The following is a 12,841-nucleotide window of genomic DNA, read 5'->3' on the forward strand; positions in this document are numbered from 1 at the left end:
CACGGCATGGTGCGTGCGGTTCCGGGGCGTCGGAGGGGGCCCCTCCGGCCCTCAAGACCTGTGAGGGAGTGCGTGCCGGGGCGTGGCCGCCCGGTCAGAGGTCACCCGACGGGCTCTGAGAGAGTGGGGGTATGGAGCGTTCACTCAATCCCGCGCACACGGACACGGGCCATGTCGTCGTCATAGGTGGTGGTATCGCCGGTCTCGCCGCCGCCCACCGGCTGCTCGGGGCCGGGCTGCGGGTCACCCTCCTGGAGGCCACCGACCGGCTCGGCGGCAAGCTGATGACCGGTGAGATCGCCGGGACACAGGTCGATCTGGGCGCCGAGTCGATGCTCGCCACGCGCCCGGAGGCGGTGGAGCTGGCACGTGCGGTCGGGCTCGGCGACCGGCTCCGGCCGCCCGCCACGACCGCCGCGTCGGTGTGGACGCGCGACGCCCTGCGGCCCATGCCCAAGGGCCATGTGATGGGTGTGCCGGGCGATCCGGCGGCGCTCGGCGACGTGATCTCCCCGGAGGGCCTCGCCCGTGTCGCCGAGGAACGCGATCTCACCCCGACCGCCGTCGGCGACGACGTCGCGGTCGGCGCGTACGTGGCGGACCGGCTGGGCCGCGAGGTCGTCGACCGGCTCGTGGAACCGCTGCTCGGCGGCGTGTACGCGGGCGACGCCTACCGGATCTCGATGCGGGCCGCCGTACCGCAGCTGTTCGAGGTGGTGCGGGAGGGCGGTTCGCTCCTCGACGGCGTCCGGCGCATCCAGGAACGGGCCGCGGCACGGCCGAGGACCGGCCCGGTCTTCCAGGGCATCGAGGGCGGCATCGGCACGCTCCCGGGGGCGGTCGCCGAGGCGGTGCGCGCGGCCGGAGGGGAGATCCTCACCGGAATCCCCGTCCTCGGTCTGACCCGTACCGGAACCGGCTGGGAGGTGCGTACCGACGGCCGGGTGATCGCCGCCGACGGCGTCGTGCTGGCCGCCCCCGCCTGGTCCGCCTCCACCCTGCTCGCCGCCGAGTCCCCGGCCGCCTCCGCCGAACTCGCCGGGGTCGAGTACGCGTCGATGGCGCTCGTCACCATGGCGTTCCGCCGTTCCGACGTGGCCGGCACCGCGGCCCTCGACGGACGTTCCGGCTTCCTCGTGCCGCCGGTGGACGGGCGCACCATCAAGGCGTCCACCTTCTCCACCCGCAAGTGGTCGTGGGTCGCCGAGGCCGCTCCCGACCTCTTCGTCCTGCGTACCTCCGTCGGCCGGTACGGCGAGGAGGACCACCTGCACCGCGAGGACTCCGAACTGGTGGGTGTGTCGCTGCGCGATCTCGCGGCGGCCACCGGACTGGCAGCGGAGCCCGTGGACACCGAGGTCACCCGGTGGATCGGGGGACTGCCCCAGTACCCCGTGGGGCACCTGGCCCGGGTCGCCCGGATCCGGGAGGAGGTCGCCAAGCTGCCCGGTCTGCGGGTCTGCGGAGCGGTCTACGACGGGGTCGGCATCCCGGCGTGCGTGGCGAGCGCCCACCGCGCCGCCGACGAGATCGCCGCCGGTCTCGCTGGCGGCTCCGGAGAAGAGATCATCGCCACGCCGACCCCGGTTCAGGGCACAGGGAGCGAGGCGGGACAATAGCCGTATGAGTGCGCCTGAGAAGATTCCCAACGCCGGTAAGAAGGCCAAGGACCTCAACGAGGTCATCCGCTACACGCTGTGGTCCGTCTTCAAGCTTCGTGATGTGCTCCCCGTCGACCGCTCCGGTTACGCCGACGAGGTCCAGGAGCTGTTCGACCAGCTCGCGGCCAAGGACGTCACCGTCCGTGGCACCTACGACCTGTCCGGTCTGCGGGCCGACGCCGACATCATGATCTGGTGGCACGCCGAGACCTCGGACGAGCTCCAGGAGGCGTACAACCTCTTCCGGCGCACCGAGCTGGGCCGGGCGCTGGAGCCGGTCTGGTCGAACATGGCGCTGCACCGCCCCGCCGAGTTCAACAAGTCGCACATCCCGGCGTTCCTGGCCGACGAGACGCCGCGCAACTACGTCAGCGTCTACCCCTTCGTGCGCTCCTACGACTGGTACCTGCTGCCGGACGAGGACCGCCGCCGGATGCTCGCGGACCACGGCAAGATGGCCCGCGGCTACCCCGACGTCCGGGCCAACACCGTCGCCTCCTTCTCGCTCGGCGACTACGAGTGGGTCCTCGCCTTCGAGGCGGACGAACTGCACCGCATCGTCGACCTCATGCGTCACCTGCGGGGCTCCGAGGCGCGGATGCACGTCCGCGAGGAGATCCCGTTCTTCACCGGACGCAGGAAGTCGGTCGCAGACCTGGTGGCCGGGCTCGCGTAGCGAACGGGCTCCGACCACCCCAGCCCGGAAGATCAGACGGCGGGCACCGGCGCGTCACGCGTCGCCCGTCGTTCCAGCGACACCGGGTTCGGTTCCGGGTCCGCCGCGGGTTCGGCCCGCGGCGCCCCCGGGGCCCGAGGGACGAGTGGATCGTCCCGCCCGCCGGTCCGTCCCGCCCCGCCCTGCCGGGCGCGGGTGTGCGGCACGTACGGGGGCACGCTGGGCCCGGCCTCGAAAGAAGCCGGGCCCAGCGCCGTATCCGGCGGGAGGAACCCCCCTTTGCTGCTCCGCGCCCGTCGCGCTCAGAGCCTGTCGGGTGACCTTCGACCGGGAAGCGGACGCGGCTTGGTGCGTGTGATTCCAAGGCGCCGGGTTGTTCGCGCAGGGGAGCTACGTGGGCATTTCGGCAACGCCGGAAGCGTGCGTACCACGGCGTGGCCACCCGGTCGGAGGTCACCCCCGCTCCTCGGGGGAGTCGGGGCTCACCCGCCGACGAGGGCCGCGCGGGCGGCGCGCAGCAGCAGCGTGGTGCGGCCGGGCGGACGCCCGCCCGCCCGGTCCTTCCACCATCGGGTGAGGCGGCGCCGGGCCGCCCGGTCGGCCGGCCGACCGGTGCTCAGCAGTTCCTCGGCGAAGTCGAGCGCGTCCCGTCGGTACCCCCCGGACATGGGACGGCGTCCGGCGTACGCGAGGAACGCCTCCCGGTAGCCGGAGCCCAGGATCTCCGGCAGTTCCGGCGCCACCTTGGCGACCACCCCCGCCCGTTTGGAGGCCAGGGCGCGGCTCTGGACGCCGAGTCGGCGCTCGTCGAAGCCGGGCGGGGCGGGAGCGCCCGCGACGAGGGCACGGAGCAGCGCCGTCTGCGCCACCGCGACCCGGTCGCGCACGGAGTCCGGGGGCGCGGGAGCGAAGGGGTGCGCGGGAGCCGAAGAGGCAGTAGGAGCCGACGGGGATGCCGGAGCCGAAGGGCGCGCGTCTGTCGGCGCGGACGGGTTCGCGGCCGTGCGGGACACGCCCTTCCCGGCGTGTGCGCCGGGGCCCGCGACGGGGCGCGACGTGAGGTCTCCGGCGTACGCGGGCGCGTCGGTGCCCCGGACGGCCGCCCGGTCCAGCGTGGCGCGGATCGCGGCCAGTTCGCCCGCCAGTTCCCCGGCCGGCGGGAAGTCGTCGTCGCGCTCCAGAAGAACGCCCGGCGGTTCGACCCGGGAGCGGAGTTCGGCCAGCACGTCGAGCACCGGCCGGGTGACCGGATGGGCATGGGTGTCGTGCCAGACGCCGTCCTTCTCGACGCCGCCCGCCACATGCACGTACGCGATGGCCTCCACCGGCAGTTCGTCGAGCGCGGCGGCGGGATCCTCCCCGCGGTTGACATGGTTGGTGTGCAGGTTGGCGACATCGATCAGCAGCCGGACCCCGGTGCGCTCCACCAGCTCCGCCAGGAACTGCCCCTCCGTCAGCTCCTCGTCCGGCCAGGAGAGCAGGGCCGCGATGTTCTCCAGCGCCAGGGGCACCGGCAACGAGTCCTGCGCGATCCGCACGTTCTCGCACAGCACGTCCAGCGCGTCCCAGGTGCGGGGCATGGGCAGCAGGTGGCCCGCCTCCAGCGTCGGCGAAGCGGTGCGCTGCCCACCGGCCCGTACGAACGCGATGTGCTCGGTGACCAGCGGCGCGGCGAGCAGTTCGGCGCGGGCCGCGAGGTCCGCCAGCCGGCCGGGGTCGGGGCGCTCGGCCCCGCCGAGGCCCAGCGAGACGCCGTGCGGGACGACGGTGACCCCGCGTTCCCTCAGCCGCAGCAGCGAATCGGGCAGATGACCGGTGCAGATGTTCTCCGCGACCGTCTCCACCCAGTCGATGCCCGGCAGCGCCTCGACGACGTCCGCGATCTCCGGCCGCCAGCCGATACCGGTCCCCAGTCTCATGCCACCCCTCCTTCTTCTCCTCCGTGCAGGGGTGATGGCCCCGGCGGGCGGTGGCGAATCCGAAGAGGGGGACGTTCAGAGCTTGATCTGAGGTTCCCGGCGCTCCGAGGCGTCCGTCGAGGCCGCCGTCGCTCCGTCCCGTTCCCGGTGACCGGCACCGGGAACGGGACGGAACGACTCACGGCCCCTGACGGGCGCGGTTCAGTGGTCCAGCGGTCCAGCGGCACAGGGCCGCGTCCACGACATCCTCGACATGCCTCATGGGTCAGAACTCACGGCCGCCGCAGGGCGGCAGGGATCCGACACGGTGGTGACCCTCGACCGCGACGGTCTTCCCGGGGGCGATCTCGGTGAATCCGGCGTCATGCACCAGCGGAAGGTCGCTCGCCGCGAGTTCCCGCCAGCGGTTCGCGTCCGCGGTGGCGACGGAGAGCGGGAAGCCCGCCTCGCGCCACGCCTTGCGCTCCGTCTCCGACAATTCCCACCAGGCGAGCTGCGCGCCGTGCCCGACCTGTGCCATCGCCTTGCCCGCCGTCATGCCCAGCTCCGGGTTCATCCACAGCACCGGCCCCTGCGGACCGGGTGCGGCCGGGGGCTCCGGGTCGTCCAGGTCCGTTCCCGACACCTGGAGCCTCGCCAGTTCCCTGGGCCAGCCGTCCAGAGGCACCGGAGGGAAGACCCGTACCTCGGCACTCTCGCCCGTGACCGTGATGCCGGGCAGTTCGCAGGCCCTGCGCCACTCGGCGCCGCGGGCCCGCCGTACCACCTTGCGGATCCGGGCGTCCTCCCAGTCCCGGATCACGCGGGCCCATTCGCCCTCGCCCACCGAGCGCTCGTCGGAGAGCATCAGGAGCACTGCGCGGGCGGCGGTCCGCAGGGCGTCGGTACGGGCCGGGGGCGCCGCCCTCTCGATGCGCACGACCAGCGGCAGGACGTACTGCGGTGCCTCGTCGCGGTTCGTCCGTCCGGACTCGAACGGGCTGTCCGCCGCCGCGGAACCGGACGCCGGTACGGCCGGGTCCGGGTCCATGGCCGGGGACGCGGGGGTGTTGTCGTCGCTCACTCGTACCAGTGTGCCAGCAGCCCCGGACGCTCTTGTTGTGGGAACGGGCGGCTCCGGGTGAGGATGCACCGCATGAAGAGCGATCTCTTTTCCAGCGAATACCTGGCGCAGCAGGCCACGGCCCCCGGGATGACCCTGCAGAACGCCAAGTCCATCAAGTACGCGGTCAACGGTGAGATGCACGCCCGTCAGGGTTCGATGATCGCCTTCCGCGGCAACCTGGAGTTCGAGCGCAAGGGCCAGGGCATCGGCGGCATGCTCAAGCGCGCCGTCACCGGCGAGGGGCTGCCGCTGATGGCCGTCCGGGGCCAGGGCGAGGCGTGGTTCGCGCACGAGGCCGCCAACTGCTTCATCGTGGACATCGAGCAGGGCGACGCCCTCACCGTCAACGGCCGCAACGTCCTGTGCTTCGACCCCACGCTCGCCTACGAGATCAAGACCGTGAAGGGCGCGGGGATGGTCGGCGGCGGCATCTTCAACAGCGTCTTCACCGGCTACGGCAAGCTCGGCCTCATGTGCGAGGGCCACCCCATCGTGATACCCGTCACGGCCCAGCAGCCGGTGTTCGTCGACACGGACGCGGTGGTCGGCTGGAGCGCCCACCTCACCACCTCGCTGCACCGCTCGCAGAGCTTCGGGTCGATGGTGCGCGGCGGATCCGGCGAGGCCGTCCAACTGCGGCTGGACGGCGAGGGCTTCGTGATCGTACGGCCCAGCGAGCTCAAGCAGGAGAAGGCGTCGGCCAACTGAGACTGGACAAAGTGGGGCGCCGCTACGGACTGAGGGGGCCGTGGGTGCTGCGTGGGGTCGACCTCGCTCTGCCCATGGGCCGTCTGGTCCGGATCGAGGGGGCCAACGGCACCGGCAAGTCGACGTTGCTGCGCCTGCTCGCCGGGATCGACGCGCCGACGGAGGGCCGGATCCACGGCCGCAGGCCGCGTACGGCGTACGTCCCCGAGCGCTTCCCCGCAGCGCTCCCGTTCACCGCGACCGGATATCTCGTGCACCTGGGCCGGATCCACGGGCTGCGGACCGCCGAGGCGACGGACCGGGCCGCGGCATGGCTCGACCGGTTCGGAGCGGCCCGCCACGCCCGTACGCCGCTCGCGGAGCTCTCGAAGGGAACCAGCCAGAAGGTCGCCGTCGCCCAGGCGCTGCTCGCCGAACCGGAGTTGCTGGTCCTGGACGAGGCATGGACCGGTCTGGACGCCGAGGCTCGTGACGAACTGGACCGGGCCGTTACCGAGCGGGTCGAGGCCGGTTCCACCGTGGTCTTCGTCGACCACGACCCGCGTCGGCTCGCGGGGGCCGTCGACGCCGTGTTCCGGGTCGAGGGACACAGGCTCCTCGCCGTTCCCACGACAGGGTGCGCGGGAGGGACGGGGCCGGGGGCGCGCGCCGTGGTGACCGGGTCCCGGGTCCGGATCGAGGCGGCGTGCCCACCGGGTGCCGCACTCCCGGCGGCGCTGCCGGGAGCGCCCGAGCGCGAGCCCGCACCCGACGGAGGCGTACGGTTCACCGTCGACGCGGCGCACTCCGACGCCCTGCTGCGCGCCCTGCTCACCGCCCGTCCGCCCTGGCACATCCGGCGACTGACCGGCCACCTCGAACCGGACGCGCCGGGGGACACCGCGACCGTATCCGCGGACGGGACCCCGGCGATGGACGGCGCCGCGCCGACGGGTGGGGACGGGCCCGCCCCCGGCGCCGCGCCGACCGCATCGAAGGACGCGCCGCCGCCCACCGGCTCCGTCTCCGAGGCGTCATGACCGCCCTTCTCCGCTACCGGGCCGCATTGCTGGTCCGCTCCCAGCGCTGGCTCGCTCCGGTGCTGCTCTACGCCGCCTTCCTCGCCGTCGGCGTGCGGTGGGGGCAGCCGGTGCTCGACTCGCTGGGGTACGCCGCGGCCGGGCTCCTGCCGGTCACCGCGTGGTTCGTGCAGGTCTGTACGACTCCGGAACCGCCCGCCGCGCGTGCCGTCGTCGCCGCGGCGACGGGCTCGCCGCGCTCACATCTCGCCTCGTTCCTCGTGGCGCTGGGGTGCGCCGGGCCGCTGGGCGCGGCGGCCGTCCTGGCCGTGCTGCTGATCAGCGATCCGGCGAACACCGACCACTCCGTCCCGGTGCCGCTCCTGCCCGCCGCGGCAGCCGGACTGCTCGCCGTCGGCTGCTGCGTGCTGCTGGGGGCGGCGGTCGGTGCGCTGTGCACCCGGCCGGTGCTGCGCGGGCGCGGCTGGTCCGTCGCCGCCACCGTGCTCGCCGCGCTGCTGGCCCTGGTGACCACAGGCTCGCCCGCGAACAGCACGGTGACCGGTCTGGTCACCGGCTCGCGGACGGGAACGGTGCACCTGCCGCTCGTGCCGCTCCTGGCCTCCGCCGTCCTTGCCGCTGCGGTCGCCGTGTTCACCGGTCGGCTCACCGCGCTGCGTGGCTGAGTGCGGGACGTGGGGTATGGGAGGCGAGAGGTGGCAGGCCCGGCGCACGGCGTGCCCGGGCCGACGGCCGACGAAGGCTACGACCGGCCGGGCCTCAGCCCACTCGGGCCTCGGTCCGCCCGGGCCTCCAGCACGTCCACGAGGCCCGTCCATCCGCGCCCGGTACGGGCACGCCCGCCGTACCGGCGCACGGATGTGTCACGGCGTCAGCGCCACGGCCCCGTCACCGCGAACGTCGTCCCCGGGGTGTAGCAGTTGACGTACATCGTCCTGCCGTCCGGGGCGAACGTGACCCCGGCGAACTCGCCCCACTCCGGTTTCTGCGGCGTTCCGATGTTCTGCCGTCCCCGCGCCATCGCGTACACCTCGCCGCCCCGTGTCAGGCCGAACACGTGCTGCGCGCCGTCGCCGTCCTCGCACACCATCAGCCCGCCGTCCGGGGCCAGGCAGATGTTGTCGGGCGACTCGCCGGGCAGCTGGACGTCCGTGCCGGACCCGAACACGACGACCAGCGTGAGTCGGCGCCGCCCCGGCTCGTACCGCCACACCTGACCGTGGTGGTCCGCCGCCGAGCCCTCCGCGCCGCGTGCGTAACTGGAGACGAAGTAGACCGAGGAACCGCCCCAGTAGCAGCCCTCCAGCTTCTGTGCGTGCGTGATGCCCCGCGGCCCGAAGTCCTGGAAACGGATGGGGGTTTCGGCCGCCGGCGGGTCCGGTACGGGCACCCATTCCACGCGGTCGAAGCTCGCGCCGGTCTGCTGGACGGCGGACAGGTCGGGGACGCCCGGCACCCGCATGGCCTCCAGTCGGCCGCCGGCCCGCAGCGATCCCGTCCCGCCGAGCGGCTTGCGCGGCAGGAAGCGGTAGAAGAGCCCGAACGGTCGCTCGAAAGCGTCCTCGGTCTCGTACACGATCCCGTTCGCCGGATCGATGGCGACCGCCTCGTGCTGGAAGCGGCCCATCGCGGTGAGCGGCACCGCCCCGGAGCGGCGCGGATCGGCGCCGTCCACCTCGAAGATGAAGCCGTGGTCCTTGGTGTAGCCGTTGGTGCCGGCCTTGTCCTCGGTCTCCTCGCAGGTCAGCCAGGTGTTCCAAGGGGTACGTCCGCCCGCGCAGTTCACCGCCGTACCGGCGATGGCGACGCGTTCGTCCAGGACGTTGTTGCGGCCGTCCAGCTCCAGGGTGGTGCAGCCGCCCTTGCCCATCGGGTCGTAGGTGAGCCCTTCGACGGCCGGGACCCGGAACGCCGCGTCGGCGCGGTTCTCGTGGTTGCGTACGAGACGGACATGACCGTGCCGGCCCGCGAAGGCGGCCATGCCGTCGTGGTGGCTGGGGACCGGGCCCTCGCCGGAGCGGAGCGGGTCGCCCTCCCGGGACAGCACCCGGTGGCGGAAGCCCTTCGGGAGGTCGAGAAGACCATCGGGGTCCGGAACCAACGGCCCGTAGCCGCTGCCGCCGGAATGTCCTGCGTGGCCGCCGCGGCGATCGAGGTCCCGGGCGGTGGCGGTCCCGGCGAAGAGTTCCGAGAAGGCCCCGGCGAAGGCGATCGAGGCGGCGACCGCGCCGCTGCCGGCCAGGACCTGCCGCCGGGTGGTGAGGGTCCGTGACGCCGCGGACGACAAGTCCCGTGACGGCGCTGACGCCGTGCTCTGCGACGCCGCGGATGCCGTGCTCTGCGACGCCGCGGATGCCGTGCTCCGTGATGCTGCGGATGCCGTGCTCTGTGACGATTCCGTGTCCCGTGACGATGACATGTCCCGCGATGCCGCGGATGACCTGTCCCGTGACGACGACGTGTCGTGTGACGCTGCGGATGACATGAGGCGACTCCCTGCTGGCGGACAGGAGAAGTGACCCGCATGTGTGTACCACGCGCATCGGCGCGCGGGAACCACGCGGGTCACCGTGCCTCGTGCGTGTCACGCGCCCCCGGGGCGGCCGACCACCCGGGCCCGACGGCCCGTGCGCGGGGTCAGGCCAGGGACGCGGTGAGGGTGATCGTCGTGCCCGTGAGCGCCTGGCTCACCGGGCAGTTCGCCTTGGCGTCCTCGGCGGCCTCGGCGAAGCCCGCCTCGTCGAGGCCCGGCACCTCGCCCTGGACGGTGAGGTGGATGCCGGTGATGCCGGTGCCGGGCTGGAAGGTGACCTCGGCACGGGTGTTCAGCCGGGTCGGCGGGGTGCCGGCCTTCGCCAGCCCGTTGGACAGCGCCATCGAGAAGCAGCTGGAGTGCGCCGCCGCGATGAGTTCCTCGGGGCTGGTCTTCCCGTTCGCCTGCTCCGCGCGGGACGGCCACGAGACGTCGTGGTCGCCGATGCCGGAGGAGTCGAACGTGACGACCCCCTTGCCGTGGAGTAGATCGCCTTCCCAGACCGTGTGCGCCTGGCGCGTGGTAGCCATGGTGGATCCCTTCGAACGGTGTGCGCGGTGGATACGGGATGCCTCCGGTGCGCCCGTGCGGTACGCCTCGGAACCCGTGCGGTACCCCGGGGAAATGGGGCAGCACACACCTGAACCTACTGCGCCACGAGACCCTTCGCGTCGCGTGCCAGCGCCGTGAGCCGGGAGATCGCCCGGAAGTACTTCTTCCGGTACCCGCCGTTCAGCATCTCGTCGCTGAACAGCTTGTCGAAGGGCACCCCGGAGGCGAGCACCGGCACCTCGCGGTCGTACAGCCGGTCGGCCAGGACGACCAGCCGCAGCGCGGTCGCCTGGTCGGGCACCGCCTGCACCTCGGTGAGACAGACCGCCCGCAGGTCGTCCGTCAGCGCGCCGTAGCGGCTCGGGTGGACTCGGGCGAGATGCGCGAGCAGTGACGGGAAGTCGTCGAGGCTGGCACCCTCGGTGGCGTACGCGGCCCGGGTGACCTGTTCATCGGTGAACGGTGCCGGGGCCTCGGGCAGTCCGCGGTGCCGGTAGTCCTCGCCGTCGATCCGCAGCGGGCGGAAGTGCGCGGACAGGCCCTGGATCTCCCGGAGGAAGTCGGCGGCGGCGAACCGGCCCTCACCGAGCTTGCCGGGCAGCGTGTTGGAGGTCGCCGCGAGCGCGACACCCTCCTCGACCAGCCTGCTGAGCAGCGACGACACCAGCACCGTGTCGCCCGGGTCGTCCAGTTCGAACTCGTCGATGCACAGCAGCCGGTGCCCGCTCAGCGTCTTCACGGTCTGCTGGAAGCCCAGCGCGCCGACCAGGTTCGTCAGCTCGACGAAGGTGCCGAACGCCTTCAGTGCGGGCGCGGCGGGCGTGGCGTGCCAGAGGGAGGCCAGCAGATGGGTCTTGCCGACGCCGTAACCGCCGTCGAGATAGACGCCGAGGGGCGCGGTCGGCGCCGCAGCCTTTCGCGCGAACCACCTGCGCTTCGCGGAACCGCTGGCGTGCGCCCCGCCGAGCCCGGACGCGAAGCCGCTCAGCACGTCGACCGCCTCGCGCTGGCTCGGCTGCTTCGGGTCCGGTACGTACGTATCGAAACGGACGGCGTCGAAGCGCGGCGGCGGCACCATCTCGGCGACCAGCCGGTCGGCGGGGACGTGCGGCTCGCGGGCACACAGGGACAGCGGGGCCGTTTCGGCTATGGGGCTCTGCCCCGGCACGGCGGTGGAGGACGACACAACCCCCCACTCTACGGGCCGTGGAAGACTGCCGGACATGCGACGCCTGTTCCCTGTGACCGACCTGACAGCGACCGACGACGAGGGGGAGTGGAGCCTGGACGACCTGGCCGACGCCTACGCCTACCCCGACACGGACGGCCCCTGGCTGCGCGCCAACATGGTCTCGACGCTCGACGGCGCCGCCCAGCACGACGGGCGTTCGCAGCCGATCTCCTGCGAGAGCGACATGCGGATCTTCGGCACCCTGCGCGCCCTGGCCGACGTGGTCGTGGCGGGCGCGGAGACGGTGCGGCAGGAGGGGTACCGGCCCGCCAGGGCCCGAGAGGCGTTCGCCGCCCGCCGGGCCGCGGCGGGGCAGGGGCCCGCCCCGGCGATCGCGGTGGTGAGCGGCGGTCTGGACCTGGACTTCTCGTTGCCGCTCTTCGTCTCGCCGCTCGTCCCGACCCTGGTGCTCACCGGTGCCGGGGCCCCTCCCGGCCGGATGGCCGCGGCGCGCGACGCCGGCGCCGAGGTGGTGATCGCGGGGGAGGGCTCCCGGGTGGACCCCGCGAGGGCCGTGCGGGAGCTGGCGGATCGCGGTCTGCGGCGGCTGCTGACCGAGGGCGGTCCCAGGCTGCTGGGCCAGTTCGTGGCGGCGGGGGTGCTGGACGAGCTCTGTCTGACCGTCTCCCCGATGCTGACCGCCGGGGATGCGCAGCGGATCGCGGGCGGTCCGTCGATGGCCGTGCCGGAACGATTCGCCTTGGCGTCGGTCCTGGAGGAGGACGGGTTCCTGTTCACCCGGTACCGTCGGGGCCGGCACGAGGACCGTCGGGGCTGACACACGGCGGAACTCGTCGTTCCGTTTAACTTCCGGTGGGCACAATTACTCTCGCAGTCCCCGTGTGAGCACGGGGAAGGATGGTTTCAGCAGAGACCGGCGACGGTTACTGAAGCAGAAGGGCACCCGTGGTGTTCACCAGCGTTTTGATGATCGAGAAGGCCCTCACCTCCGAGGACGTCGATTTCGTCACCACCTTGCACGGTGACGAGTCGACCTCCTTCGTCGTGCTCATACAGCCGCGCGGTGACCAGGCCGACGTCCTGTTGCGGGCCATCGACGACCTGGCGATGGGCGAGCTGAAGGAAGCCGCCCGGGAGATCGAGGAGCCGGAGGGCAAGGACGCCCGGCAGTCCGCCGAACTGGCACTCGAAGTGTCGCTGGAAGCCCTGCGGCAGGCGGGATCCGAGGCGGTCGGGCAGGTGGTCGAGGACCACCCGCTGGACAAGCTGAAGTCCGTGGTGGAGGAGGCGGAGGCGGACGAGGTCATCGTGCTGACCGCGCCGCACTACGTGGAGGAGTTCTTCCACCGGGACTGGGCCTCGCGCGCCCGTCACAAGGTCGGCGTACCGGTGCTCAAGCTCTTCGCGCACAGCGAATAGGCTTGGCCCGCGGTCCGGAGTGGAGTGGCACCGGTCCGCGACCGAGAACGCACCCAG

The 12,841-nt window shown here is 72.8% G+C and carries 12 protein-coding genes; 7 read left to right on the top strand and 5 right to left on the bottom strand.

Going from position 1 to position 12,841, the window contains the following annotated elements; genetic code table 11:
* Nucleotides 1-131 precede the first annotated feature (131 nt).
* Nucleotides 132-1,619: a protoporphyrinogen oxidase gene (hemG, locus tag AMK22_RS14805; RefSeq protein WP_073785149.1), complete on the top strand. Its 1,488-nt coding sequence runs from the start codon at nucleotides 132-134 to the stop codon at nucleotides 1,617-1,619.
* A gap of 4 nt (nucleotides 1,620-1,623) precedes the next feature.
* Nucleotides 1,624-2,337: a hydrogen peroxide-dependent heme synthase gene (hemQ, locus tag AMK22_RS14810; protein ID WP_073785151.1), complete on the top strand. Its 714-nt coding sequence runs from the start codon at nucleotides 1,624-1,626 to the stop codon at nucleotides 2,335-2,337.
* 482 nt (nucleotides 2,338-2,819) lie between these two features.
* On the opposite strand, the gene AMK22_RS14815 is transcribed toward hemQ, so the two are convergent.
* Both AMK22_RS14815 and AMK22_RS14820 read right to left on the bottom strand, forming a co-directional pair.
* On the bottom strand, nucleotides 2,820-4,256 hold the full coding sequence (locus AMK22_RS14815) for a DUF692 domain-containing protein (RefSeq protein ID WP_073785152.1): 1,437 nt from the start codon (nucleotides 4,254-4,256) through the stop codon (nucleotides 2,820-2,822).
* A gap of 265 nt (nucleotides 4,257-4,521) precedes the next feature.
* On the bottom strand, nucleotides 4,522-5,319 hold the full coding sequence (locus AMK22_RS14820) for a peptidyl-tRNA hydrolase (protein ID WP_073785153.1): 798 nt from the start codon (nucleotides 5,317-5,319) through the stop codon (nucleotides 4,522-4,524).
* Between the two features lie 72 nt (nucleotides 5,320-5,391).
* Here AMK22_RS14820 and AMK22_RS14825 point away from each other — a divergent pair, with 72 nt between their 5' ends.
* From AMK22_RS14825 to AMK22_RS37500, 3 genes are read left to right on the top strand one after another with little or no spacing between them, the layout of a single operon-like run.
* Nucleotides 5,392-6,069: an AIM24 family protein gene (locus AMK22_RS14825; protein ID WP_073785154.1), complete on the top strand. Its 678-nt coding sequence runs from the start codon at nucleotides 5,392-5,394 to the stop codon at nucleotides 6,067-6,069.
* On the top strand, nucleotides 6,066-7,088 hold the full coding sequence (locus tag AMK22_RS37495) for an ATP-binding cassette domain-containing protein (RefSeq protein WP_424863328.1): 1,023 nt from the start codon (nucleotides 6,066-6,068) through the stop codon (nucleotides 7,086-7,088). The genes AMK22_RS14825 and AMK22_RS37495 overlap by 4 nt, the downstream gene beginning before the upstream one ends.
* The gene (locus tag AMK22_RS37500; protein WP_079186159.1) at nucleotides 7,085-7,753 is read left to right on the top strand and encodes an ABC transporter; all 669 of its coding nucleotides are present in this window, start codon (nucleotides 7,085-7,087) and stop codon (nucleotides 7,751-7,753) included. The genes AMK22_RS37495 and AMK22_RS37500 overlap by 4 nt, the downstream gene beginning before the upstream one ends.
* Before the next feature lie 206 nt (nucleotides 7,754-7,959).
* On the opposite strand, the gene AMK22_RS14835 is transcribed toward AMK22_RS37500, so the two are convergent.
* The 3 genes from AMK22_RS14835 to zapE form a co-directional block, all read right to left on the bottom strand.
* Nucleotides 7,960-9,375, bottom strand: coding sequence for an alkaline phosphatase PhoX (locus tag AMK22_RS14835; protein ID WP_073785155.1), 1,416 nt, complete (start codon nucleotides 9,373-9,375; stop codon nucleotides 7,960-7,962).
* A 350-nt stretch (nucleotides 9,376-9,725) separates the two neighbouring features.
* Nucleotides 9,726-10,151 (bottom strand): OsmC family protein, encoded by a 426-nt coding sequence (locus tag AMK22_RS14845; protein WP_073785157.1) that lies wholly within the window; start codon nucleotides 10,149-10,151, stop codon nucleotides 9,726-9,728.
* A 116-nt stretch (nucleotides 10,152-10,267) separates the two neighbouring features.
* Complete coding sequence (gene zapE / locus AMK22_RS14850) at nucleotides 10,268-11,359, bottom strand: cell division protein ZapE (RefSeq protein WP_107430557.1); 1,092 nt, start codon at nucleotides 11,357-11,359, stop codon at nucleotides 10,268-10,270.
* Between the two features lie 37 nt (nucleotides 11,360-11,396).
* On the opposite strand from zapE, the gene AMK22_RS14855 reads away from it, so the two are divergent.
* Nucleotides 11,397-12,182, top strand: a complete 786-nt coding sequence (locus tag AMK22_RS14855) for a pyrimidine reductase family protein (protein WP_242433978.1) — start codon at nucleotides 11,397-11,399, stop codon at nucleotides 12,180-12,182.
* A gap of 149 nt (nucleotides 12,183-12,331) precedes the next feature.
* Nucleotides 12,332-12,784, top strand: a complete 453-nt coding sequence (locus tag AMK22_RS14860; RefSeq protein ID WP_073785334.1) for an indole-3-glycerol phosphate synthase — start codon at nucleotides 12,332-12,334, stop codon at nucleotides 12,782-12,784.
* The last annotated feature ends 57 nt before the right edge of the window (nucleotides 12,785-12,841 follow it).

The organism is Streptomyces sp. CB01580, from assembly GCF_001905795.1.
Taxonomy (GTDB): domain Bacteria; phylum Actinomycetota; class Actinomycetes; order Streptomycetales; family Streptomycetaceae; genus Streptomyces.